17 protein-coding genes and 1 pseudogene are annotated in these 23,504 nt (G+C 73.3%); 8 read left to right on the top strand and 10 right to left on the bottom strand.

Annotated features, from left to right (window positions below):
- Positions 1 to 82: 82 nt before the first annotated feature.
- Both VG276_15340 and VG276_15335 read left to right on the top strand, forming a co-directional pair.
- Entirely contained in the window at positions 83 to 1,756 is a 1,674-nt protein-coding gene (locus VG276_15340; GenBank protein HEV8650731.1) for a hypothetical protein, read from the top strand.
- Positions 1,757 to 1,880: 124 nt separating this feature from the next.
- Positions 1,881 to 2,870 carry a hypothetical protein gene (locus VG276_15335; protein ID HEV8650730.1) on the top strand — a complete coding sequence of 330 codons (990 nt, stop codon included), beginning with the start codon at positions 1,881 to 1,883 and terminating at the stop codon, positions 2,868 to 2,870.
- 154 nt (positions 2,871 to 3,024) lie between these two features.
- Here VG276_15335 and VG276_15330 read toward each other — a convergent pair whose 3' ends face one another.
- On the bottom strand, positions 3,025 to 3,837 hold the full coding sequence (locus VG276_15330; protein HEV8650729.1) for an HAD family hydrolase: 813 nt from the start codon (positions 3,835 to 3,837) through the stop codon (positions 3,025 to 3,027).
- Between the two features lie 269 nt (positions 3,838 to 4,106).
- Here VG276_15330 and VG276_15325 point away from each other — a divergent pair, with 269 nt between their 5' ends.
- Positions 4,107 to 4,553, top strand: a complete 447-nt coding sequence (locus VG276_15325; protein ID HEV8650728.1) for a hypothetical protein — start codon at positions 4,107 to 4,109, stop codon at positions 4,551 to 4,553.
- Here the strand turns inward: VG276_15325 and VG276_15320 are convergent.
- From VG276_15320 to VG276_15310, 3 genes are all read right to left on the bottom strand, one after another.
- Entirely contained in the window at positions 4,531 to 4,767 is a 237-nt protein-coding gene (locus VG276_15320; GenBank protein ID HEV8650727.1) for a type II toxin-antitoxin system prevent-host-death family antitoxin, read from the bottom strand. The two genes, VG276_15325 and VG276_15320, sit on opposite strands and share 23 nt — an antisense overlap.
- A 258-nt stretch (positions 4,768 to 5,025) precedes the next feature.
- Positions 5,026 to 5,334 carry a hypothetical protein gene (locus VG276_15315; GenBank protein HEV8650726.1) on the bottom strand — a complete coding sequence of 103 codons (309 nt, stop codon included), beginning with the start codon at positions 5,332 to 5,334 and terminating at the stop codon, positions 5,026 to 5,028.
- 252 nt (positions 5,335 to 5,586) lie between these two features.
- The gene (locus VG276_15310; GenBank protein ID HEV8650725.1) at positions 5,587 to 6,633 is read right to left on the bottom strand and encodes an MMPL family transporter; all 1,047 of its coding nucleotides are present in this window, start codon (positions 6,631 to 6,633) and stop codon (positions 5,587 to 5,589) included.
- An 86-nt stretch (positions 6,634 to 6,719) separates the two neighbouring features.
- On the opposite strand from VG276_15310, the gene ligA reads away from it, so the two are divergent.
- Positions 6,720 to 8,774 (top strand): NAD-dependent DNA ligase LigA, encoded by a 2,055-nt coding sequence (gene ligA / locus VG276_15305; GenBank protein ID HEV8650724.1) that lies wholly within the window; start codon positions 6,720 to 6,722, stop codon positions 8,772 to 8,774.
- Here the strand turns inward: ligA and VG276_15300 are convergent.
- The 6 genes and pseudogenes from VG276_15300 to VG276_15275 all read right to left on the bottom strand — a co-directional run bounded on the left by VG276_15300 (position 8,771) and on the right by VG276_15275 (position 17,105).
- On the bottom strand, positions 8,771 to 9,529 hold the full coding sequence (locus VG276_15300) for an IclR family transcriptional regulator (protein HEV8650723.1): 759 nt from the start codon (positions 9,527 to 9,529) through the stop codon (positions 8,771 to 8,773). The genes ligA and VG276_15300 overlap by 4 nt on opposite strands.
- Positions 9,530 to 9,937: 408 nt before the next feature.
- Positions 9,938 to 11,059: pseudogene (solA, locus tag VG276_15295) on the bottom strand (N-methyl-L-tryptophan oxidase).
- Between the two features lie 293 nt (positions 11,060 to 11,352).
- On the bottom strand, positions 11,353 to 12,546 hold the full coding sequence (locus VG276_15290) for an aminomethyltransferase family protein (protein HEV8650722.1): 1,194 nt from the start codon (positions 12,544 to 12,546) through the stop codon (positions 11,353 to 11,355).
- Positions 12,547 to 12,551: 5 nt separating this feature from the next.
- A complete protein-coding gene (locus VG276_15285; protein HEV8650721.1) occupies positions 12,552 to 13,409 on the bottom strand; it encodes a methylenetetrahydrofolate reductase in 858 nt (285 codons plus the stop codon).
- 33 nt (positions 13,410 to 13,442) lie between these two features.
- Positions 13,443 to 14,636, bottom strand: a complete 1,194-nt coding sequence (locus VG276_15280) for a glycine cleavage T C-terminal barrel domain-containing protein (protein ID HEV8650720.1) — start codon at positions 14,634 to 14,636, stop codon at positions 13,443 to 13,445.
- A 24-nt stretch (positions 14,637 to 14,660) separates the two neighbouring features.
- Positions 14,661 to 17,105 carry an FAD-dependent oxidoreductase gene (locus VG276_15275; GenBank protein HEV8650719.1) on the bottom strand — a complete coding sequence of 815 codons (2,445 nt, stop codon included), beginning with the start codon at positions 17,103 to 17,105 and terminating at the stop codon, positions 14,661 to 14,663.
- A 162-nt stretch (positions 17,106 to 17,267) separates the two neighbouring features.
- On the opposite strand from VG276_15275, the gene VG276_15270 reads away from it, so the two are divergent.
- The 4 genes from VG276_15270 to VG276_15255 are packed head-to-tail and all read left to right on the top strand — an operon-like array spanning position 17,268 to position 23,480.
- The gene (locus VG276_15270) at positions 17,268 to 18,737 is read left to right on the top strand and encodes an aldehyde dehydrogenase family protein (protein HEV8650718.1); all 1,470 of its coding nucleotides are present in this window, start codon (positions 17,268 to 17,270) and stop codon (positions 18,735 to 18,737) included.
- Between the two features lie 23 nt (positions 18,738 to 18,760).
- Entirely contained in the window at positions 18,761 to 20,344 is a 1,584-nt protein-coding gene (locus tag VG276_15265; protein ID HEV8650717.1) for a GMC oxidoreductase, read from the top strand.
- Complete coding sequence (locus tag VG276_15260) at positions 20,332 to 21,528, top strand: glycine betaine/L-proline ABC transporter ATP-binding protein (GenBank protein ID HEV8650716.1); 1,197 nt, start codon at positions 20,332 to 20,334, stop codon at positions 21,526 to 21,528. Before VG276_15265 ends, VG276_15260 begins: the two co-directional genes overlap by 13 nt.
- Positions 21,525 to 23,480 carry an ABC transporter permease subunit gene (locus tag VG276_15255; GenBank protein HEV8650715.1) on the top strand — a complete coding sequence of 652 codons (1,956 nt, stop codon included), beginning with the start codon at positions 21,525 to 21,527 and terminating at the stop codon, positions 23,478 to 23,480. Before VG276_15260 ends, VG276_15255 begins: the two co-directional genes overlap by 4 nt.
- Positions 23,481 to 23,504 lie beyond the last annotated feature (24 nt).

The raw sequence follows: 23,504 nt of genomic DNA, 5'->3' as shown, positions 1-23,504 counted from the left end.
GACCGGCTCCGCTCCGCTGCGGAGGGCCGCCGGTGCACGGTAGGCTCGGAGGCACCACGATCATCCGGGGACGGAGCGGAGCATGCGGGTCGGGCAGACGGGTTCGGGCGCGACCTCGGACGGGCCGCCGGCGACCGATGCGGGCGGCTCGTCCTGGTGCCCGCGCTGCGACGACCTCGCCGAAACGGCGACGACGACGCCCTGTGCGGCGTGCGCCACGCCCCGGGTGAAGATCGGTCCCATCCGGCGTGACCCGGCCGGTCCCGACCGTATCCGCCGGGCTGGCCGGTGTGGCGGCGCACCCGCTGAGCCGTCCTGGTGGCTGGACACCGTCACAGAGGCCGACCCGGCCGCGTCCGCCGCCGCGGCAGCCAGAAGCGTCGAGGCCGCGGCAGCCAGAAGCGTCGAGCGGGACGGCGAGCCGGGCCGGCCCCCGGTCGGATCCGACCCTGCCGGGGTTGCGCCAACCGGGACCGGGGTTGACCTGGATGCTGCCCAGGTCGCGCCCACCGCGACCGGGTTCGAACTCGACCCTGCCCGAGTCGCGCCAACCGGGACCGGGGTGGGGCCGGGATCCGACCTCGGCGGGTCGGGGGGTGCCGTGGCCGCGCCGCCGCGTCCCGCGGCGGCGGTGCCGCCTGCGGCCGGGCAGCGCTGGCTGGTCGGGCTGCTCGTGCTCGTCCTTGGGGCCGGCGCGGTCGCCGTGCGGGGTGCCAGCTTCGCCCCGGCGGAGCGGCGCACCGCGGGCACCCAGGTGGCCGCGCCCGCTCCAGCCGTCGCCCAGCCCTCCCGGCAGCGGGCCAGGGACCCGTTGTACGGCTTCCCGGTGGTGCCCGAGCAGGCGGCCCGCCCGCTCCGAACCCTGCCCGCCCGGGGACTGGCGCCGGTGCCCGGTGCGTCCGGGTCGATGGTCGTCCGGTACGGTGGCTGGCTCTGGCGCCAGCGCCTGTCCGGTGGTCCCGCCTCACCGGTCGGTCCCGCGCCAGCCTCGCCTGTCTTGGCCCTGTCGCCCGACGGCGAGCAGCTCGCCCTCGTGCACACCCTCCGGGGCCGGGCGATGGTCGAGGTCCGCGCAATCGACGGACGTGTCCACCTGGTGGTCAACGGCAGCGGCCCGGCCTGGAGCCTGGACGGCCGGCTCGCCTATGTGCGCACCCCGAGCAACCAGCGGGCGGTGGCCATGACGATGAGCCTGAGCCGCAGCATCCCACGCCCTGAGCTGCGGGTCGTGGCCGGCGCGACCTGGTCGACGGTCCCCCTGCCGGCCGCGCCGGCCGACGCCCAGGCCGGCTGGACCGGTGACGGCGATGTGCTGCTGCTTGGCCGGGACGGGTCGCAGGCAGGCTTGTTCCGGGTGGACGTGAGTCGGAACCGACTCGAGCCCTTGTCCCCGGCCCGCGCTGGGGCCGCGCTCGCGCGCGGCCTGCCGCGCGCCGCGGACGCCGCCGGGCCGCTCGGCGGCGCGCTCGCCGGCGTGCCAGTGTCGCTGGTCGCGCTGGCACCAGACGGCCGCCGGGTGGCGCTGGTGACCCGCACCCAGAGTCGCTCCCGGCTCGACGTCATCGGGTCGTCGGGGCGGGCCAGCATCGACCTGCCCGCCGACCGGTTCAAGAGCGTGCACTGGGCGCCGGGCGGGAACCTGGTCTGGCTCCACGGCGCCGGCCACCTCTGGGCCGTGAACGTGGCCAAGCGCCGGGTCGCTGCCCGTAGCCCCGGCCTCCCGCGCGGCGCCGACGTGCTCGGACTGGTGCCGTGACGCGGGTAGGTGCGCGGGAGGGGTGCCCACTGCGGGTGGGTGCTCGTGGAGCCGTGGGTGCTCGGGCAGGGCGCCCGTCGCGGGTGGGCGCACCGGGTGCCTCGCAGGACCCGAAGGAGCGTCGGTGAGCGCCGTCCCGGCCGGGTTCCGGCCCCGCGGGGCAGGGACCGGCGTGGGCGGGTTGCCCCACGGCGACCCGGCCGCGTGCGTGGCGGTCGCGGTCGGCGCCTGCCCGGACCTGCCGTTCTGGCCCACCAGGCCGGGAGTCGCACCCGACGAGGAGATGGTGCGCCAGTGGGCGCTCGGCCTACCCGGGGTGGGGGAGGCCGGCGGCGGGCTGGCCTGGGTCGGCCGCGACAAGGCGCCCGGCCGGCCCGGACTGGCGCCGAGCGCGGCCGGCACCCTCGACCCCTTCCTCCGCGCGCTCCGGTCCCGCCCGGCGGGCTGGCTGAAGGTGCAGGCCACCGGCCCGGTCACGCTCGCCCTGGCCCTGAAGGCGGGGGGGAGGGAGGCAATCACCGTCCCCGCTGCCCGCGGCCCACTCGGCCTGGGGTACGCGGCCCGCATCCGCTCCCTGGTGACGCGGGTGCGGGAGGCCCTGCCGGCCTGGAAGGTGCTGCTCGTGCTCGACGAGCCCGGCCTCGGGCACGACCTCGTCGGCACCCGCCCCAACCTGGCCCTCGACCTGTGGCGGGCGGTCGGCTCCACCGGTGCCGAGGTCACCGGGATCCACTGCTGCGCGTCGCCCCCTTGGGGGCTCGTGCTCGACCTGAACCCGCAGCTCGTCTCGTTCGACGCGGTCGCCCACGGCGACGCCGCCACCGACGACCCCGCCTTCCGCCGCCTGGTCGAGACCGGTGCCGGCGTGGCCTGGGGGCTGGTCCCGGCCGGGGATGTCCCGGACGCGGGCAAGGTGGACGCCCAGGCTGCAGCCGACCGCCTGCTCGACCTGGTGCGCTGGACCGCCGGGGACTACCTGCCCGAGGTGCTGGCCCGGTCGGTGGTCACGCCCACCTGCGGGCTGGCCGCCCTGCCCGAGGCCGAGGCGGTGCGCCGGCTCGAGGTCGCCGCCGGCGCCGGCCGGCGGGCCTGGTCTCTTGCCGGCCTTCCCTGACCCGGGGAATGGGCTACCGTTGCCTTCTGCCAAGGGCGGTGCCGCCCGCTGGCGCCGCGCACGGCCCGGGGGCTGACGCCTCCAGCCGGGTCGCGGCTCACCCCGTGGTTTCGGGTCACCTCGTGGTCTCGGGTCACCCCGTGGTCTCGGGGACCTACACCAGGTCGAGCACGGCGGCCCAGCCCCCGGCCGCGGGTGGGCCGATGACGTGGTCGGCAAGGGCCAGGGCGGCAGGGTGGCCGCCGGCGACCGCGCAGGCGATCTTCGCCCCCTCGAGCAGCTCGACGTCGTTGGTGCCGTCCCCCACGGCCAGCACCCGGCCGGGGTCGAGCCCCTGGTCGGCGCAGAACGCGAGCACCCCGCTCCACTTGCTGACCCCGGCCGGGCGCACCTGCAGGGTGGACCCGCCGTAGACGAGGTCGGGGGTGACGCTCGAGCTGCCGTGGTTCCCGACCGCGCGCGCCACCTCGTCGAGGGCGGGCGCCGGCGCGCCCACGACCGTGAAGGTGAGGACCGGCTCGATGTCGACCGCCCGGGCCAGGTCGACGACTGCCGTCCAGGCCCGGTTGCGGGCCAGGTGCCGCGGATGCGTCGACGGGTGGGGACCGACCAGCAGCTCGCAGCCTGGCCGGTCGACGAACAGGCACGGCTCGAGCCCGGCGCCCGCGAAGGCGTCGAGGACCCGGTGTGCCGCGGCGGGGTCGAAGCCGGCCTGATGGAACGTGCGCCCGTCGCCGAGGTCCTGGCCCAGGGCGCCGTCGAGCAGGACCGCCGGGCCGCTCAGACCGGCCGGGTCGAGCACCCAGGCGGCGGTGCGCGGCCGGCGGCCGGTGGCAACCAGCAGCGGGACGCCGGCCGCCCGCAGCGCACGCACGGCATCGACGCTGCGCGGATGGACGCGCTCCTGGTCGTCGGAGAGGGTGCCGTCGAGGTCGGTGACGACGAGCTGGACGGCACTGGCGGGCATGCACCCAGCCTACAACGAGCCCCAGGCCCTGGGCGCCAGGGCACGGTCGGCTCCTGGCCGGCGCCAAGTGCTGCTCCGGCATCTCCATTCGGTTCAGCGGTGCTGGGATGCCTGGTCGGCCGCAGGGTGGCCGTCGTCGGCGTCGACCACACGTTGTTCGGTCCGCTTCCCAGGCCGCGCTTGACTCCGGTACCACGGTACAGGGCCATGGTCCTGGTGCGGCCCGACCTGACGGCCGTCAAGAGCAGGATCGTCTGCAGGAGGTTGCCATGTCCCAGTCCAGCGTCCCGATCGTATGCACCCTGCACCCCAACGAGTGGGGTGGGCGCCTGGACGAGTGGCACCGGCTGTTCGCCACCCACCTGGGCGGGATCGAGCGGCCGACGCCGGGTCGGCTTCGGCTGACCCTGGCCGCCGACGCCGGCCTGGAGCGGATGCGGGACCTGGCGGCCCGCGAAATGGCGTGCTGCGCCTTCATGACCTTCACCGTCACCCTCGCGGTACACGACCCGGTAGTCGCCGGCCCGCAGTCGCAGCGCGCCCGGCACTCCCTTGAGCGCCTTGACGCCAGCTGGCCGAGGTTCCTTGGCGAGTGTGTCGATCAGTGCGCCGATGCGGCGCCGAGCCTCGGGATCGAGCCGGGAGAACTGTCGTCGGGCGGCCGGCAGCAGGCTGACGTCGTAGGCCACCGGGCTACAGGCCGAACTCCGCTTTGACCTGCTCCCACGGAATCGGCTCGCCGCCCTCTTCGAGCGCTGCCCGAGCGGCAGCAGCGTCTGCCTCGTCCTCCGCCTCGATCTCGGCGGCGAACTCCGGCGAGACGATCGCGGCCACGCGCCGGCCGCGCCGGGTCAAGTACACGACCTCGCCGGCACGCTTGGCCTCCTCGACCACCTCGGCCAAGTGCTCTTGGGCCTGCTCGATCGGCATCTCGCTCATATCGTGAGTGTACGCGGCGCAGGGGCGCGAGCAACTCGCCGTCCACAGCTCGCGTCGTGCTCCTGGAGGCGTCGGCCAAGATCACCCGTTGAGCGTCGCTGTAGTCCTCGACCTGCTGACGGAACTCCTCAGCCTGCTCGACGCGCCAGCGCACGGTTAGGGCCCGCTGCCAAATAACCTGGCCAGGTGGAGTGCTGCCTTCCTCGGTGTTCCGGCGGTGGAACGACCAAGTTGTTGGCTGGCAAGCCCTTAGGCGCGGGCGGCGCAGCTCATCGAGGTCGACTGGCACGCCGCGCTCACGGCGCTGCATCCGCTCGATGATCGCCTCATAATCTGGCCGCCGCTGGAAGCGGACGGTGAGCGCCCACGCCTCAAGTACCTCTTGCAGCGGCCCGATTGCAGCGGCCCGAAGTCCTTGGTCTCGCTTGCGACCTCAAGCGCCCGGGTTACCTCTGCGATGAACCACTGGCGATCTTCGGGGCGGATGCGCAGCAGCAGCTTGCCCGCCTCGGCGGGTAGCTCGAAGTGGTCGCCATCGATCCGCGCAGCGACGCTCATTCCGCCTTCCTCCCACATGTGGCACGCCACGCCAGTGTGCCGAACGTACAAACCCCCTGTCTAGCGCATGCGCTATGGTCGCCCCCGCGCGGGCCTGGGCTTGCCACCCACCAAGCCCGTGTCCCCCGATCACCACTGCCGGGCTACCTGACAACCACCAACAGTGACCATCACCCAAGCTCAGGCAAGGGAATACACGACTGCCGATCACACGACCATGCCAGGCCAGGAGGCCTCAGGGGGCGCAACCGGCTACCCCACGGGGGTGCGCAGCCCGTGCCCGGCGTCGACGGGCTCGCCGACCGGCACGGGTGGTGGGCGGTGCTCGGCCAGGCCGAAGCGGTCGTGGAGGCGGCGCAGCCCGGACCCTGGCTCGGCCCGGCCGGTACGACGTCGACCACGGTCAGCGTCGGCAGGGGCAGCGGCCGGACCTGGACCGACCCGACGCCGGGCAGCGCCTGGATCCGGCGCACGTAGTCGGCCAGCAGCGCCGAGCGGGGGTCGGCGTCGACCACCACGGTGAGCGGGTCGGTGCCCGCGCCCGGGAAGCGGTCCCGCAAGGTCTCGAACAGCCGGCGGGACTCCGACGAGCGGGGCAGGGCCTCGAGCCCCGAGTTTCTCCAGCTGGGCGTGGCGGAAGGGGAGCGCAGCGAGCAGCAGGACCAGCGCGACCAGGGGCACGATGGCGGGCGCGAAACGCTGCACGAGCCGGGACTGGCGGTAGAAGAAGCCGTGGTCGGCCGGGCGGGCCCGGGGCGACCGGATGCGGCCACCCCAGATCGCGAGCAGGGCGGGCACCAGCGTGATCGCGGCCAGCATGGCGACCAGCACGACCCCGATGCCGCCCCAGGCGAGCGAGCGCAGGAAGGGCTCGGCGAACACCAGCAGCCCGGCGAGCGACACCGCCACGGTCAGGCCCGAGAACGCCACCGTCCGGCCGGCGCTGGCAAGGGTGCGCTCGAGTGCCAGCGGGAGGTCGAGGCCGCCAGCGCGCTCCTCCCGGAACCGGCTGACCACGAGCAGGGAGTAGTCGACGGCGAGGCCTAGGCCGAGCATGGTCACCACGTTGACCGAGTACGACGAGATCTCGGTGGCATGGCTGAGCCCGAGCAGGATGAGGAACGCCCCGGCCACCGCGACGGCGGCCAGGACGAGCGGCATGCCGGCGGCCAGGACCATCGACAGCGCCGTGGCCAGCCCGGACCTGGCCCGGGACCGCAACCCGGCCCGCCGCTCCAACCGGCGTGCGGCCGTGCGCCCGCCGAAGATGATGAAGATGATCAGGAGCAGCACGAGCATGACCAGCTCGGACGGGGTCGGGCCGGTTGTCCACAGGTCGGGGCAGCTTCCGGGCTCCCGTCGGCCGGGTGCGGGATACTGGAGGCATGGGAGCAGACCAGCAGGCACCGTCGGCCGAGGAGGCCGCCAGCCGCGCCGACGAGCTGCGGGCCAGGCTGAACGTCGCGTCCTACCGCTATCACATCCTCTCCGACCCGGACATCTCCGACGCCGAGTACGACGAGATGCTGCAGGAGCTCATCGCGCTCGAGCGCGAGTTCCCCGACCTCGTCACCCCGGACTCGCCCACCCAGACCGTGGGGGCGCCCCCGTCGGGGGCGTTCGCGCCCGTCCGCCACCGTGTGCCCATGCGCTCGCTCGACAACGCCTTCGCCCCCGAGGAGCTGGACGCCTGGGGCAAGCGGACCGAGCGGACCGTCGGCCAGGTCGAGACGTACCTGTGCGAGCTGAAGATCGACGGCAACGCCGTCTCCCTGCAGTACGACCGCGGCCGGCTGGTACGCGCCGCCACCCGGGGCGACGGCTTCGTCGGCGACGACATCACCCCCAACGTGCGCACCATCGCCAGCATCCCGCAGCGCCTGACCATCCCCGACCCGCCCGAGGTGCTGGAGGTCCGGGGCGAGATCTACTTCCCGACCGCCGCGTTCGAGCAGTTCAACGCGCAGCAGGCAGCCGAGGGCAAGCAGGTCTTCGCCAACCCGCGCAACGCCGCCTCGGGCGCGCTGCGCCAGAAGGACCCCCGGGTCACCGCCAGCCGCCCGCTGGCGATGCTCTGCCACTCGTTCGGGCTGGCCGAGCGGCTCCGCTTCGCCACCCACTCGGAGTTCCTGGACTGGTGCGCCGCGGCCGGCCTCCCGGTCGCCACCCAGACCGAGCGGTTCGGCACCCTCGACGAGGTGCACGCCTTCGTCGACCACTGGGCCGAGCACCGGCACGACCTTGAGTACGAGATCGACGGCGTGGTGGTCAAGGTCGACTCGGCCAGGCAGCAGGAGGAGCTCGGCTACACCTCCAAGGCGCCCCGCTGGGCGATCGCCTACAAGTACCCGCCGGAGGAGCGCACCACCCTGCTCCGCGACATCATGGTCTCGATCGGGCGTACCGGCGCGGCCACCCCGTTCGCCGTGCTCGAGCCGGTCCTGGTGGCCGGCTCCACGATCGGGCTGGCCACCCTCCACAACGAGGACGAGGTCGCCCGCAAGGACGTCCGTCCCGGCGACACCGTGTTCGTGCGCAAGGCCGGCGACGTCATCCCCGAGATCGTCGGACCGGTGCTCACCAAGCGCCCGCCCGATGCCGAGCCGTGGCGCATGCCGCGGACCTGCCCGGAGTGCGGCACCCCGTTCGTCCGCCCCGAGGGCGAGGTCGTCACCCGCTGCCCCAACACCACCGGCTGCCCGGCCCAGCGCTGGGGCACCCTGGTCCACTTCGCCTCCCGCGGCGCGATGGACATCGAGCACCTCGGGGAGAAGACCGTCGCCGCCCTCATCGAGGCGGGCAAGCTGCGTGACGCGGGCGACATCTACCGGCTCACCGCCGAGGACCTCGCCGCGCTGCCCGGCTTCAAGGACAAGAGCATCGCCAACCTGCTCGACGCGATCGAGGCGTCCAAGCAGCGCCCGCTCGAGCGGCTGCTCACCGGCCTGTCCATCCGGCATGTGGGCGGCCACGTCGCCTTCGTGCTCGCGACCCGCCTGCGCTCCCTGGACACCATCACCGGCGCGAGCGAGGACGAACTCAACGCGGTCGACAAGATCGGCCCGACGATCGCCTCCAGCGTCGCCGCCTGGTTCGCCGACGAGGGCAACCGCGACCTGGTCCGCCGTCTCACCGAGGCGGGCGTCAACACCCGGTCCGCCGGCGGCGGCGGCGGGCCGATCCTGCCCCAGGTGCTCGCCGGCAAGGCCGTAGTGCTCACCGGTGGCCTGGACGGGTTCACCCGCGAGGAGGCGGAGCGCGCCGTGGAGGAGCGTGGCGGCCGCATCACCTCCAGCGTGTCCAAGAAGACCGACTACGTGGTGGTCGGCGTCGACCCGGGCACCAAGGCGGCCAAGGCGGCCGAGCTCGGCGTGCCAACCCTGGACGAGGCTGGCTTCCGGGAGCTGCTGGAGCGCGGCGAGGTCACCCAGGCGAGCTAGCCCGCTGGGCGCTTCCACCCGTTCGGTAACCCCAAGGAGATCGCTCTGGCGGCGGCCTGGACCAGCTCGCCCAGCTCGGTGACCCGGTCCGGGAGGATCCGGTAGGAGGGACCGGACACGCTCACGGCGGCGGCGACGGTGCCGTCAAAGGCGCGGATCGGCGCGGCCACCGCGTTGAGCCCGACCTCCAGTTCCTCCACGGTGTACGCGTAGCCGTCGGCCCGTACCTTCTGGAGCTGTTCGTCCAGACGGGCCGGGTCTACCACCGTGCCCGGGGTGAATCGTTCGAGGGGCCCGGCGAGGAGCCTGGCCAGCTCCGGTTCGGGCAGGTGGGCGAGGAAGACCTTGCCGCTGGAGGTGGCATGCAGCGGCGTGCGCTGGCCCACCCAGTTCACCGTGGTCACCGCCGACGAGCCCATCACCTGCTCGACGTTGATCGCGTAGCGGCCGTCGCGGATGGCCATGTTGACGGTCTCGCCCGTCTCCCCGGCCAGGCGCAGGCAGATCGGCCGGCTGTACTGGTGGAACTCCAGGCGCACGGTGGCGCCCCCGGCGAGCCGGACGATCCCGTAGCCGAGACGGTACCTGCCGCGCCCCGCCCCCTGCTCGACCAGGCCGCGGGCCTCGAGCGTGGACAGCAGGCGGAACGCGGTGGACTTGTGGATGCCGAGTTCGCCGGCCACCTCGGTGACCCGGGTCGGCCCCCGCCGGGCCAGCATCTCCATGATCGACACGGCCCGGTCGACGGACTGGATGACGGGACCGTCACGAGGCTCGCTGTCGTTGCTCATCGCGCAACATCCTACCGGAGCGCCTGGACCCGGCCGTCGCGGACCCCGGCCTGGCTACCAGAACGTCTGGATCGCCCCGGCGCCCCGCTCGCTGATCGTGCCGGCGCGCTCGTCGGTGCGCCGGCCCCGGCGGTCGGGTTGCCGCTCGGCGGTCCGGCCCCGGCCGGACCCGTCCGCCGCAGGGCCCGGAGCGGGGAGGGCACGGGTGGGCGCCCCCAGCCTGGGCCGGGCCCGGTCCGGTTCGGCCCGGCCCCGGCTGAAGGGCCGTTCCCGGCTGAAGGGCCGTTCCCGGCTGAAGGGCCGTTCCCGGCCGAAGGGCCGTTCCCGGCCGAAGGGCCGTTCCCGGCCGAGCAGGCGGTCCCGGCCGGACAGCCGGTCCAGGCGGAACAGGTCGATGTTGTGGCGCGTCGTGCCCCGCTCGGCCAGGTCGGCCATGACCTCGCCGATCACGCTGGCGAACTTGAACCCGTGCCCGGAGCAGGGGGAGGCGAACGACACCTGCGGATGGTCGGGGTGGGTGTCGATGATGAAGTGGTTGTCCGGGGAGTTGGTGAACAAGCAGGCCACCAGCGACATCGTCGGGCCGGACCCGTCGGGGAAGTAGCGGGCGGCGAACTCGCGCAGGATCCGCTCGTCGTCGGGCCGTGGTTCCCGCTCCAGCAGGTCGGGGTCGCCGGCCTCCTCGAAGTGGTGGTACTTGCCGAACTTGAAGCCGGGGATGCCGAACACCGGGAACCCGTAGAAGCGGCCCTCGTCGACCAGCAGGTTGAACACCGGCAGCCGGTCCGGGGTGAACAGCTCGGGGCGCTGCGGCTGCAGCCAGGCGAGCACCTGGCGCTCGGGCACGGCCAGGCCGTCCAGGAAGGGCAGCAGCTTCGAGCTCCAGGCGCCCGCCGTCACCACCAGCCGCTGGGCCTCGTAGGCGGCGCGGTCGGTGACGACGCGGACGCCGTCCCCGGCCGGGTGCCAGTCGAGCACCCGCTCCCGCCCGTGGACCTCGGCGCCCTCGGCCATGGCGGCGTTCACGTAGGCGACCACGCAGCGCTCGGGGAGCAGGAACCCGCCCTGGGGCTGGAGCACGGCCAGGGTCTCGCGCGGCAGCCGGTACCCGGGGTAGCGCCTGGTCAGCTCCCTGCTGGTCAGCACCTCGTGGGGCAGCTCATGCTCCAGGCAGGAGCGCAGCGAGCCCTTGAACACCCAGCTGTCCGCCGGCCCGGCGTCGACCGACCCGGTGACGTGCAGCAGCCGCTCGCCGGCCCGGCCCTCGATGTGGCGCCACAGCTCATAGGACCGCTGCAGCAGCATCACATAGGACGGGTCCTCGTAATAGGCCAGGCGGATGATGCGCGTGTGCCCGTGCGACGACCCCATCGCGTGGGGGACGTCGTAGCGCTCGAGCCCGAGCACCCGGTGCCCGCGCCGGGCGAGCTGGTACACGGTCGAGCTGCCCATCCCGCCGACGCCGAGCACGATGGCGTCGTAACGTGCCGCCAACATACCGCGACCTCCTTTAGGTCCTGTCTGACGGATGTCGCTGGGAACTCATCTGCCGGCGGTCCTCTGTCGATGTGGGGGGAGCTCGCTCCCCCCACGGCCCCCCAAGAGCGCCTGTGCCATGGTGCCGGGGGAGCCCGCGGGTGCACCAGGACACGCTCCCCCCACGGCCCCCCAAGAGCGCCTGTGCCATGGTGCCGGGGGAGCCCGCGGGTGCACCAGGACACGCTCCCCCCACGGCCCCCCAAGAGCGCCTGTGCCATGGTCAAGTGGATCCGTCAGCCACGATGCTGTCACGCCTTGAGGCGCATGCCCTGCGGGTCGAAGAACGGGGTCGGCGTGACCGTCGCCACCCTGGGCCGTCCCTTGACCGCCACGACCAGCCGGTTGCCCGGCCAGGCGTGCGCGGGCCTGACGTAGGCCATGGCCAGCATCCGGCCGACCGTGTGGCCCTTGGCGCTGACCGTGACCCGTCCGCTCACCTCGCTGCCGGGGTGGACCTCGTCCTCGTAGTCATGGGCCTCGGTGCCGGTGTGGATCTTCTCCTTCACAGCCGCCACGTCCCCGATGGTGGAGACCTTGTCGTCGACGTCGGCGGGCAGCTCGCTGTCGAGGACCAGCCCGACCCAGCGCTCGTCGGGCCCCTGCTCCTGGACCCGGAGCAGGGCGTCGCGGCCGACGAAGTCGCGCTTGTCGAACCGGATCCACCGGTCCAGCCCGACGTGGAACGGGGTGTGGCGCTCGCTCACGTCGTTGCCGTACAGGGGGTAGCCCTTCTCGATGCGCAGCGACTGCATCGCCGCCACGCCGTAGGGCAGCAGGCCGAAGTCGCGGCCCTTGGCGGCCAGGTGCTCCCAGAGCCCGGCCGCCTCCTCGGCCGGCAGGTACAGCTCGTAGCCGAGCTCGCCGGTGTAGCCGGAGCGCGACAGGGTCAGCTCGGTCTCGCCGATGCGGCCCGGGGTGAACCGGAACCACCGGAGCGCGTCGAGGTCGGCGTCCTCCACCACCGTCTTGAGCAGGTCGCGCGAGCGCGGGCCCTGCACCACGAGCAGTGCGACCGCGCCCGACACGTCGGTCGCGTAGGCGCTCGCGCCAGCCGCGTGCTCCCTGATCCACCGGAACGTCTTCTTGCGCGGGCCGGAGCTGGCCACGACCATGAAGTGCTCGTCGTGGAACTTGTAGACGGTGACGTCGTCGACCACGCCGCCGTCGTCGTTGCAGACGGTGGAGTAGCGCAGCCGGCCGGGCTCCATGTCGCGGACCTCGTTGACCAGCAGGTGGTTGAGCAGCCGCTCCGCGCCCGGACCCTTCACGTCGATCTCGCCCATCGACGACAGGTCCTGCATCCCGACGTTGGTGCGGGTGTTGACGTGCTCCTCGACCGGCGACAGATACGACACCGGCAGCAGGTAGTCCCCGCCGGCCCTGATCAGCTCGCCACCGAGGCGCCGGTGGATCTCGTAGAAGGGAGACCTGCGCTCTGCCATGGCCCTCACCCCGTCGCCGTCGCAGCCAGGCGGTCGAGCAGCGCCCGCCGCCACCGCTCGGTCCGCTCGACCTCGTTGAAGGTGTACACGTGGAAGCCGGCGACCCGGTCGGCCGGGTCGGCCAGCGTCTCGGCCAGGCCCTCGACCAGCCGGTCGGGGCGGTAGCCGCCCGGGCGGAGCAGGTACGGCAGCCAGCCCCGGTGCCGCCGGATGAACCGGGCCGACTCGCCGAGGCCGATGGTGGACGAGACCCGCAGGAGCCTGACCACCTCCACGGGCCCGGGCACCCCGACGTGGACCGGCAGGTCGACCCCGCGCCGCCGGACGCGGCGGACCCAGCCGGCGACCACCTTGGGGTCGAAGCAGAGCTGGCTGACGATGTAGGTGGCGAAGCGCCGCTTGTCCCACATGGCCTGGATGGTGATGTCGTCGTCGATGACCGGGTGGCTCTCCGGGTAGCCGGCGATGCCGATCTCGTCGAGCGGGTGGCCGCTGCCGGCCATGGCTTCCAGCAGGTCGAGCGCGCTCGCGAACGCGCCGTGGGGCTCGTCCACGTCGCCCGCGATCACGAACGCCTCGCGGATGCCGAGGTCGCTGAGGCGCTGCATCACGTCCTTCAGGTGGGTCTCGTCGGCGACCAGGCGGGCCGAGAGGTGGGGCACGACCCGGTAGCCCAGCTCGGCCAGGGCCGCGGCCACGTCCAGGGTGCGCCCGATCCCCTTCCTGGGCGAGGCGGTCACCGCGAGCTTGGCGTCCCTGGGGACGTGCTCGGCCACCCGGTCGACCACGCCCTCGAGCGGGATCACCTCGTACCGCGGCCGGCGCAGGGCCTCGGCCACGGCCTGCGCGTGCTCCTGCTTCATCGCGCCGCTCCCCGAGCCCCGGCGGCCGTCGGGTCAGGCCGTGGCCCGGCTGACCTGCTGCTTGGGGGTCTCCTTGGTGGGGTCGACGAAGGGCTTCTCCACCACCTTGGCCGTGGTCCGCCCCTTCGGCGTCTCGGCCTCGACCTCGGTGCCGAGGCCGGTGAGGCCGATCGGCAGCATCGCGTAGCCGATGTTCTTCTCCAACCGGGGCGACCAGCACGCCGAGGTCACCTTGCCCACCAGCTCGCCGTCGTGGCGGACCGGGAAGAAGTCGACCATCGAGCCGTCGCTGTAGGAGCCGAGCGGGTCGCCGCCGAGCTCGACGCCGACCAGCTTGCGGCTGATGCCCTGCTCCTTGATGCGCTTGAGCGCCTGCTTGCCGACGAAGTCGGCCTCCTGGTCCAGGTCGACCATCCACGGGTAGCCGATGCCGACCTCGAAGGGGTTGTCGTCCAGCCACATGTCGGCGCCGTAGGCGAGGATCCCGCCCTCGATGCGGCGGATGTGGGACGGGCCGATCACGGCCAGGTCGTGGGGCTTGCCGGCCTCGAGGACGAGGTCCCACAGCCGCTGGCCGTTGGCTGCGGCGTCGTGCAGGTAGATCTCGTAGCCGAGCTCGGCGGTGTAGCCGGTGCGGGACACGACCACGTCCATCCCGCCGAGCTGGAACTCGGCCAGGAAGTAGTAGGGGATCTCCAGCACCTTGTCGCCGAACAGGTCGACCATGACGTTCTTGGACTTGGGGCCCTGGATCTGCACCGGGCCGACGTCGGCCTCGCGGATGGTCACGTTGAACTTGGAGTTGTAGGCCAGGCCCCTGGCCCACAGCAGCACGTCGCTGTCGGCCAGCGACAGCCAGAAGTGGTTCTCGCCCAGCCGCAGCAGGACCGGGTCGTTGACGATGCCGCCGTCCTCGGCGGTGACGAACACGTACTTGCACTGGCCCACGGCGCACTTGCTCAGGTCGCGGGGCACGAGCATGTTGGTGAACTCGAACGCGTCGGGCCCGGTGATCTCGACCTGCTTCTCCACGCCCACGTCCCACAAGGTCACGCCCTCGAGCAGCTTCCAGTACTCCTCGACCGGGTCGCCGTAGTGGCGGGGGTGGTAGGTGTGGTTGTAGACGCTGTAGAGGGTGACCCCGTGGCGGCGGGACGCGTGGAAGAACGGGGACCGCCTGATCCGGGTGTACAGCAGCACCGCAGGGCGCTCGATGATGTCTGCCATCGGGGGCTCCTTCTCTCGTCGTGGTCAGCCTCGCATCCGGGCCATGCCCGGGTCGAACAGCGGGTCGGGGGCGACCGTGGCCGCGTGCCGCGCCCCGAAGTACTCCACCTCCACGGCCGTGCCCTCACCGGCCAGCTCGGCCGGGAGCCAGGCGTAGGCGATGCTCGCCCCGACCGAGTAGCCGTAGGCGGCGCTGGTCACGAAGCCGACCGGCCGGCCCCCGGCCCAGACCGGCTCCTTGCCCATGAGCACGGTGCCGTCGTCGACCGTGAGGCAGGCCAGGCGCCTGGCCGGGCGGGCCGCCCTGCGCCGCTCGCACGCGGCCCGGCCGACGAAGTCGGCGTGCTTGCCGGGCCTGGCCGCGAAGCCGAGGCCGGCCTCGTAGGGGTCGTGGTCGCTCCACATGTCGGTGCCCCACATCCGGTAGCCCTTCTCGAGCCGCAGGCCGTTGAAGGCGCCCCTGCCGCCGGCGATCACGCCGTGCGGGCGGCCGGCCCGCCACAGCAGGTCCCACAGGCGCAGGCCGAGGTCGGCCGGGGCGTACAGCTCCCAGCCGAGCTCGCCCACATACGACAGCCGCAGCGCCACCACCGGCACCTCGCCGACGTACACCTCGCGGGCCCGGAAGAAGCCGAAGCCCTGGTCGGAGAAGTCGTCGTCGCTGCACGCCTGGACCACCTCGCGGGCCAGCGGCCCCCACAGCCCGACGCAGCAGGTGGCGCCGGTGGCGTCCTCCACGTGGGCCGAGCCGCCGGCGGGGAGGTTGCGGAGCAGCCAGTCGAGGTCGCGGGGCCCGTTGCAGCCGACCTGGAAGCGGTCCTCGCCGAGCCGGGCCACGGTGACGTCGCTGCGGATCCCGCCCCGGTCGTCGAGCATGAGGGTGTAGGTGACGTAGCCGGGCGGGCGGTCGAGCTCGCCGGTGGTGAGCCGCTCCAGCAACCCGAGCGCGCCCGGGCCGCTGACGGTCAGCCGCTTCAGCGAGGTCATGTCGTACATGGCGGCGCGCTCGCGGGTCGCCTGGTGCTCCGCACCGACCACCGGCGACCAGTAGCGGGCGGCCCACTCCTCGCGCCCGGGGATGGTGCGGCCGGCGACCAGGGTCGCGTTGGCCTCGAACCAGTGGGGCCGCTCCCAGCCGGCGGACTCCAGGAAGTACGCGCCGAGCTCCTCCTGCCGGCGGTGGAACGGGCTGACCCGCAGCGGCCGGGGCTCCTCCATCGGCTGGAGCGGGTGGATGACGTCGTAGACCTCGTCGTACTGCTGCGCCGCGCGCCGGGCCAGGTAGGCGGGGCTGCGCGCCCACGGCTCGAAGCGGTGCAGGTCGCACTCGCGCAGGTCCACGCCTGGCGTGCCCTGCGCGATCCACTCGGCGGCGGCCTTGCCGACCCCGGCCGCGTGGGTGATCCAGACCGCCTCGGCCGTCCAGAACCCGCGCACCTCGCGCGACTCCCCGATCAGCGGCAGGGCGTCGGGCGTGAACGAGAACATCCCGTTCAGGGACTCCTCGATCTCGGCCCCGCGCAGCGGCGGGAGGAGCTCTTGCGCGTCGGCCCAGGCCTGCTTGAAGTCGCTCGGGGTGAAGGCCATGAGCGACGGCATCACCGGCGCGTCCCCGGGAGCGAGGATGTCTGAGGGCCGGACCGGCAGCGGGGCGTGCTGGTAGGAGCCGACGCCGTAGCGGTCCTGGTGCTGGCGGAAGTACATCGCGCTGTCCTGGTCGCGCAGGATCGGGTGGGCGACCTCCTCGGTCTCCCCGGCCAGCGGCGGCAGGGGCGCGGTGCGGACGTACTGGTGCTGGAACGGCACCAGCGGCACGGGCACGCCGGCCATCCGACCGATGAGCGGCCCCCAGATCCCGGCGCAGCACACGACCAGGTCGGCCTCGAGCTCGCCCTGGGTGGTGGTCACGGCCCGGACGCGGCCCCCCTCGACCCGGATGCCGGTGACCGGGGCGTCGCCGACGAACCGGGCGCCCCGGTCGGCCGCCTGCTCGGCCATGGCCTCGGCCGCCCACACGGCCTTGGCGATGCCGTCGGAGGGGACGTGGAAGCCGCCGTGGATCCTGGCCGGGTCCAGCAGCGGCACCAGCTCGGCGACCTCCCGGGGCGACAGCAGCCGCGACGCCACTCCCCAGGAGGCGGCCAGCCCCTGCTTGCGGTGGAGGTCCTTCCAGCGCGCGGGGGTGCGGGCCACCTCGATGCTGCCGACCGGCCGGAAGCAGGGCTGGCCGCCGTGGCGCAGCTCGCTGTAGCGCCGCACCGAGTAGGCCGCGAACCGGGTCATCGTCTGCGACGGGTTGGTCTGGAAGACCAGGCCGGGTGCGTGGGAGGTCGAGCCACCGGTCGCGAACAGGCTTCCCTGGTCCACGACGGTCACGTCATGGCCGCCAAGCCGGGTCAGGTGGTCGGCGACGCTGCAGCCGACGATCCCGGCGCCGACGATGACGGTGGCGCGGCTGTTGCGCATCATGCATTCGTTTCGCAGAAGGGAACCGGATTGTACGACGGGCCGAACCGGCCCGGTCAAGGGTCCGGAACAAGGCCGGTCTTGACGGGCGGAGGAGAAGCCTATTTTCTTTCGTTGTTGCGAACTGCGGATCGTGTTGCGGATACGGCAACGCGCGGGGTCATCGTGCCGAACCTCTTCATCGACGGGGCGTGGGTGGCCTCATCGGCCGCCCTGGAGACCGACGTCGTCAACCCGTTCGACCAGAGCGTGATCGCCAAGGTCGACGAGGCGGCGCCGGCCGACGTCGACCGCGCGGTCGCCGCGGCCCGCCGGGCGTTCGACGCCGGCGACTGGCCCGGGACCCCGGCGGCCGAGCGCGCCGCCGTCCTCGACCGGGTGGCCGACCTGCTCGTCCGGGACCGCGAGCAGCTCGCCCGCACCGAGACCCTGGACACCGGCAAGACGCTCACCGAGAGCGGCGCGGACGTCGACGACGTGGTGCGGGTCTTTCGCTACTACGCGGGCCTGGCCGACAAGGAGGCCGGGCGCGTGGTGGACACCGGCAACCCGGGCGCGGTCAGCCGGATCGTGTACGAGCCGGTCGGGGTGTGCGCGCTCATCGCGCCGTGGAACTACCCGCTGCTGCAGATGGCCTGGAAGGTCGCGCCCGCCCTGGCCGCGGGCGACACCGTCGTGGCCAAGCCGAGCGAGGTGACCCCGCTCACCACGATCAGGCTCGTCGAGCTGCTGGCCGAGGCGGGCGCGCCGGCCGGGGTGGTCAACCTCGTGCTGGGCCTGGGGCCGCGGGTGGGGGCGCGCCTGGTCGAGCACCCGGGCGTGGACATGGTCTCCTTCACCGGCGGGCTGGCCACCGGCCGCCGGATCATGCAGGCGGCCGCCGCGACCGTGAAGAAGGTCGCCCTTGAGCTCGGCGGCAAGAACCCCAACATCGTGTTCGCCGACGCCGACCTCGACACCGCGCTCGACTACGCCCTCACCGCGGTGTTCCTCCACGCCGGCCAGGTCTGCTCGGCCGGGGCCAGGCTGCTGGTGCAGGACGAGGTCTACGACGACTTCGTGGCCGAGGTGGCCCGCCGGGCCGACCGCATCCGGCTCGGCAACGGGCTCGACGAGGGCACCGAGTCCGGCCCGCTGGTCTCCGCCGAGCACCGGGCCAAGGTCGAGCGGTACGTCGAGACCGGCCTGGCCGAGGGCGCCCGGCTGCTCGCCGGCGGGCGCCGCCCGGACGAGCCCGAGCTGCAGGCAGGGTTCTTCTACCGCCCCACCGTCTTCGCCGACTGCCGGCGCGACATGCGGGTCGTCCAGGAGGAGACCTTCGGCCCGATCCTCACCGCCGAGCGCTTCCGCGACGAGCCCGAAGCGGTGGCGTTGGGAAACGACACCGTCTACGGCCTGGCGGGCGCCGTGTGGACCGGCGACGCCGGCCGGGCCCAGCGGGTCGCCAACCGCCTGCGGCACGGCACCGTGTGGATCAACGACTACCACCCCTACCTGCCCCAGGCCGAGTGGGGCGGGTTCAAGCAGTCGGGCGTCGGGCGCGAGCTGGGGCTGACCGGTCTCGGGGAGTACCGGGACGCCAAGCACATCTACCAGAACATCGACCCGAAGCCGCTGCGCTGGTTCGCGGGCTGACCGCAGCCGCGAGGAGGCTCCTCATGGCAGACGACAGGGACGGGCCAGTCCCCGAGCACGACGTCGTGGTCGTGGGCGGGGGCACCGCGGGCGCGGTCGTGGCCGCCCGCTTGACCGAGGACCCGGACCTCACCGTCTGCCTGATCGAGGGCGGGCCGAGCGACGTCGGTGACGAGCGCGTGCTGCGGCTGCGCAACTGGATCAACCTGCTCGGCTCCGAGCTCGACTACGACTACCCGACCGTCCCGCAGCCCCGCGGCAACTCCCACATCCGCCATGCCCGGGCCCGCGTGCTCGGCGGCTGCTCCTCCCACAACACCATGATCAGCCTGCTGCCGCTGCCCGACGACCTCGACGAGTGGGAGGCGCTCGGCTGCACCGGCTGGGGCTACGACGCCGTGACCGGCCTCTGGGACCGGGTCGAGTGCCGCATCGCCCCGGTCGCCGAGCGGGACCGCAACCCCGTGGCCATGGACTTCGTGGCGGCTGCGAGCGCCGCCCTGGGCGTGCCGGTGGTCGACGACTTCAACGCCAAGCCGTTCGGCGCCGGCGCCGGCTTCCTGCCGGTCGGCTACGACCCGGACACCGGCCACCGCTCCTCGTCGTCGGTGGCCTACCTCCACCCCAACCTGGGCCGCCCCAACCTCACGCTGCTGCTCGAGACCTGGGCCTACCGCGTCCTGGTGGACGCCAGGGGCGACGCCCGTGGCGTGGCCGTGCGCCGGGCCGACGGGACCACGCAGGTGATCCGGGCCAGGCACGAGGTGGTGCTGTGCGCCGGCGCGGTGGACACCCCGCGGCTCCTGCTGCTCTCCGGCATCGGGCCGGCCGGCGACCTGCGCCGGCTCGGCATCGAGGTGGCGGCCGACGTCCCCGGGGTGGGGGAGCATCTGCTCGACCATCCCGAGTCGGTGATCGTCTGGGAGACCACGGGGCCGCTGCCGCCCATGTCGGCGATGGACTCCGACGCCGGCCTGTTCGTCCGCCGCGACACCGCCGATCCCCGGCCGGACCTGATGTTCCACTTCTACCAGGTGCCGTTCTGCGTCAACACCGAGCGGCTCGGCTACCCCGTGCCCGAGCACGGCGTCTGCCTGACCCCCAACGTCCCTCGCCCCCGCAGCGTGGGCCGGCTGTGGCTGCGCAGCGCGGACCCGGACGCCAAGCCCGCGCTCGACTTCGGCTACTTCACCGACCCGGGCGGCTACGACGAGCAGACGATCGTCGACGGCCTGCGCATCGCCCGCGAGGTCGCCGCGGCCGTGCCGCTCTCGCAGTGGCTCGTCCGCGAGGTGGCGCCCGGCCCGCACGTCACCAGCGACGAGGAGCTGTCGGCCTACGGACGGGCAGCCCACCACACGGTCTTCCATCCGGCGGGCACCTGCCGGATGGGCCCGGAGCGCGACCCGCTGGCCGTGGTCGACCCGCGCCTGCGCGTGCGCGGCGTCGGGCGCCTGCGGGTGGCCGACGCCGCGGTGTTCCCAGCAATGACCACGGTGAACCCCATGGTCACCGTGCTCCTGATCGGCGAGCGGGCCGCGCAGCTGGCCGCCGCCGACCTGTCCGCAGACGCCGAGCCCAGGAGGGCGGACGCATGGCCGACGTGATCGAGGACCGCCAGGCCGCTCTCGCCGCCGCCGAGGAGGGCGGCGGCGAGGCGACCATCTCGGTGCGGGGGCTCTGGAAGATCTTCGGCCCGCGCGAGCACCGCATCATCGGCACCCCCGACGCCGAGCTGGACCGGGCCGAGCTGCGCCGCCGGACCGGCTGCACCGCCGCCGTGCGCGACGTCAGCTTCGACGTGCGCCCCGGCGAGGTGTTCGTGGTCATGGGGCTGTCAGGCAGCGGCAAGTCCACCCTGGTGCGCTGCCTCAGCCGGCTGGTCGAGCCCACCAGCGGCGAGATCCGCATCGACGGCGAGGACGTGCGCAGCGCCAGCCCGCGGCGGCTCCGCGACCTGCGCAGGCACAAGATCGCCATGGTGTTCCAGCACTTCGGCCTGCTGCCGCACCGCCACGTGATCGACAACGTCGCCTACGGCCTGGAGATCCAGGGCATCGGCAGGGCCGAGCGGCACGCCCGGGCCCGCGAGATCCTCTCGCTGGTTGGCCTCGAGGGCTACGACGAGGCCTATCCCGACCAGCTCTCCGGTGGCATGCAGCAGCGCGTCGGCCTGGCCAGGGCGCTCGCCGTCAACCCCGGGCTGTTGCTGTTCGACGAGCCGTTCAGCGCGCTCGACCCGCTCATCCGGCGGGACATGCAGAACGAGGTGATCCGGCTGCACCACGAGGTCGGCAAGACGATGCTGTTCATCACCCACGACCTGGCCGAGGCGCTCAAGCTCGGCGACCGGATCGCCATCATGCGCGACGGCGAGGTGGTCCAGCTCGGCCGTCCCGAGGAGCTGGTCGGTGCGCCGGCCGACGACTACGTGGCCGACTTCGTGGCCGACGTGCCCAAGGGCAACGTCCTCACCCTGCGCTGGGCGGCCAGGGCGCCGGCGCCCGGGGAGCCGCTCGACGGGCCCGAGCTGCCGCCGGGCACGGTGATCCGGGACGCGGTGCAGACCGCCCTCGGCACCGACAAGCCGATCAGGGTCGTGGAGGGCGGCCGCCTGCTCGGCGTCGTGGACCGCACCCAGCTCCTCTCCGTGCTGGCCGGCCAGCAGGAGGCTGAGGGGACATCGCCAGCTCCGGAGCCCGAGGCGGCGCCGGCTCCTGAGCCTGGGGGGACGCCGCCGGCTCCGGAGTCTGGGGGGACGGCGCCGGCTCCTGAGAGGGTTTTTCCGTGAGCGCGGTCCCGGTCGCCGTCGGCCGGCGGTTCGCGTGGCCGTGGCAGCGGGTCGCGGCCGCGGCCACGGTCCTCGGCGTCGCCGTGTTGTACCTCGCCTTCCGCGGGCAGTACGTGCTGCCCCACGACGACGACGCCGGCGTGTTCCGGGCGTTGAACACCGTGCGCGACTGGGTGGACGACAACCGCAACTCGAGCCCGGTGTTCCTGTTCTTCGTCAACCAGATCCGGCTCGGCGTCGCCGTGCTCTTCGACACCTTGCAGGCGGTCCTGCAGGGCATCGGCTGGCTCGGCGTCACCGGGGCCGTCGGCGCGCTCGCGCTGGTGCTCGCCGGCTGGCGCACCGCGCTCCTGGCCGTGGCCGGCTTCCTCGCCTTCGGCATCCTCGGCCTGTGGGAGGAGAGCATCGACACCCTGGCCCTGACCCTTACCGCGGTGCTGCTCTCGCTGGCCATCGGCGTGCCGCTCGGGATCCTCGCCGGCCGCTCGGCCCGGTTCCGGCGGCTGATCACCCCGGTGCTCGACGTCATGCAGATCATGCCGACGTTCGCCTACCTGGCCCCGATGGCGTTGTTCTTCCTCATCGGGGCTCCCGCGGCGGCGATCGCCACGCTCATCTATGCGATCCCGCCGGCGATCCGGATCACCGCGCTCGGCATCCGGGAGGTGCCCCACGCCTCGGTCGAGGCGGCCACGTCGATGGGCTCGACCCGCTGGCAGCTGCTGCGCAAGGTCCAGCTCCCGATGGCCAAGCGCACGATCGTGCTCGCGGTCAACCAGACCATCATGATGGCGCTGGCCATGGTCGTCATCACCGCGCTGATCGACGCCCCCGGGCTGGGAGAGCCCATCATCCAGGCGCTCGAGCGGGTCAACGTCGGCGGCGCGTTCGACGCCGGCCTCGCCATCGTGATCATGGCGATCGTGCTTGACCGGCTGACCGTGCGGGCCAGCCAGCGGGTCGACACGCGCAATCAGGAGGGACGAAGCTCGTCGGTGACGCGCCGCCGGGCGCTGGTGCTGGGCGCCACGGCCGGGGCCGGCCTCGCCATCGCCGCCGGCGCGGCCACCCCGCAGGGCCGGGACTTCCCCGAGTCGTGGTTCTTCTCGTTCGCGCAGCCGGTCAACACCGTGGTCGACTGGGTCGAGACCAACCTGTTCGCGGTGACCGACGCGGTCAAGAACGCGCTCACCGCGTGGCTGCTCAACCCGATGCAGCACCTGCTCACGACCGCCCCTTGGTGGCTCGTGGTCGCGGTCGTCTTCGGCCTGGGGCTGCGGGTGAGCGGGCTGGGGCCGGCCTTGACCGCCGCTGCCTGCCTGACCGCGGTGGCCGCGCTCGGCCTGTGGCAGCACGGCATGGAGACGCTCACCACCGTACTGGTCGCCGCCGCGATCACCCTTGCCGTCGGGATCGTCCTCGGCGTCGTCGCGGGCCGGTCCTCCCGGTACGCCGCGGTCCAGCGCCCGTTCCTGGACGCGGCCCAGACCATGCCGTCGTTCGTCTACCTGCTGCCGGCGGTCGCGCTGTTCGGCGCCACCCGGTTCACCGCGATCGTCGCATCGGTGATCTACGCGGCGCCGCCCGTGATCCGGCTGGTCGAGGAAGGCATCCGCGGGGTGCCGCCCACGGTGGTCGAGGCGGCCACCGCCGCCGGCTCGACAAAGGGCCAGCTGCTGTGGAAGGTGCAGCTCCCCATGGCCCGGCATGCGCTGCTGCTCGCGGCCAACCAGGGCATCATCATGGTCCTCGCGATGGTGGTGGTGGGTGGGCTGGTGGGCGCGGGTGCGCTCGGCTACGACGTCGTGGCCGGCTTCGCGCAGCGCGAGGACTTCGGCAAGGGCCTTGCCGCGGGCATCGCGATCGTGCTGCTCGGGGTCATGCTCGACCGGATCACGCAGGGCGCCGGTGGGCGCTCCGCGGCCGAGCAGGCCGCGCGGCACACCGGGTGAGGTGCAGGTGGCCCGTTGCCCCTC

It is taken from the genome of Actinomycetes bacterium, assembly GCA_036000965.1.
Lineage (GTDB): Bacteria > Actinomycetota > CALGFH01 > CALGFH01 > CALGFH01 > DASYUT01.
The sequence above is the reverse complement of the archived record's forward strand: the minus strand, read 5'-3'. Positions and strand labels throughout refer to the sequence as shown.

What these genes read in the sequence shown, in the direction of transcription:
- VG276_15340 (HEV8650731.1), top strand. Translation starts at nt 83, where the DNA reads ATGCGGGTCGGGCAGACGGGTTCGGGCGCGACCTCGGACGGGCCGCCG.
- VG276_15330 (HEV8650729.1), bottom strand. Translation starts at nt 3,837, where the DNA reads ATGCCCGCCAGTGCCGTCCAGCTCGTCGTCACCGACCTCGACGGCACC.
- VG276_15325 (HEV8650728.1), top strand. Translation starts at nt 4,107, where the DNA reads ATGTCCCAGTCCAGCGTCCCGATCGTATGCACCCTGCACCCCAACGAG.
- VG276_15320 (HEV8650727.1), bottom strand. Translation starts at nt 4,767, where the DNA reads ATGCCGATCGAGCAGGCCCAAGAGCACTTGGCCGAGGTGGTCGAGGAG.
- VG276_15315 (HEV8650726.1), bottom strand. Translation starts at nt 5,334, where the DNA reads ATGAGCGTCGCTGCGCGGATCGATGGCGACCACTTCGAGCTACCCGCC.
- VG276_15310 (HEV8650725.1), bottom strand. Translation starts at nt 6,633, where the DNA reads ATGCTCGTGCTGCTCCTGATCATCTTCATCATCTTCGGCGGGCGCACG.
- ligA (HEV8650724.1), top strand. Translation starts at nt 6,720, where the DNA reads ATGGGAGCAGACCAGCAGGCACCGTCGGCCGAGGAGGCCGCCAGCCGC.
- VG276_15290 (HEV8650722.1), bottom strand. Translation starts at nt 12,546, where the DNA reads ATGGCAGAGCGCAGGTCTCCCTTCTACGAGATCCACCGGCGCCTCGGT.
- VG276_15285 (HEV8650721.1), bottom strand. Translation starts at nt 13,409, where the DNA reads ATGAAGCAGGAGCACGCGCAGGCCGTGGCCGAGGCCCTGCGCCGGCCG.
- VG276_15280 (HEV8650720.1), bottom strand. Translation starts at nt 14,636, where the DNA reads ATGGCAGACATCATCGAGCGCCCTGCGGTGCTGCTGTACACCCGGATC.
- VG276_15275 (HEV8650719.1), bottom strand. Translation starts at nt 17,105, where the DNA reads ATGATGCGCAACAGCCGCGCCACCGTCATCGTCGGCGCCGGGATCGTC.
- VG276_15265 (HEV8650717.1), top strand. Translation starts at nt 18,761, where the DNA reads ATGGCAGACGACAGGGACGGGCCAGTCCCCGAGCACGACGTCGTGGTC.
- VG276_15260 (HEV8650716.1), top strand. Translation starts at nt 20,332, where the DNA reads ATGGCCGACGTGATCGAGGACCGCCAGGCCGCTCTCGCCGCCGCCGAG.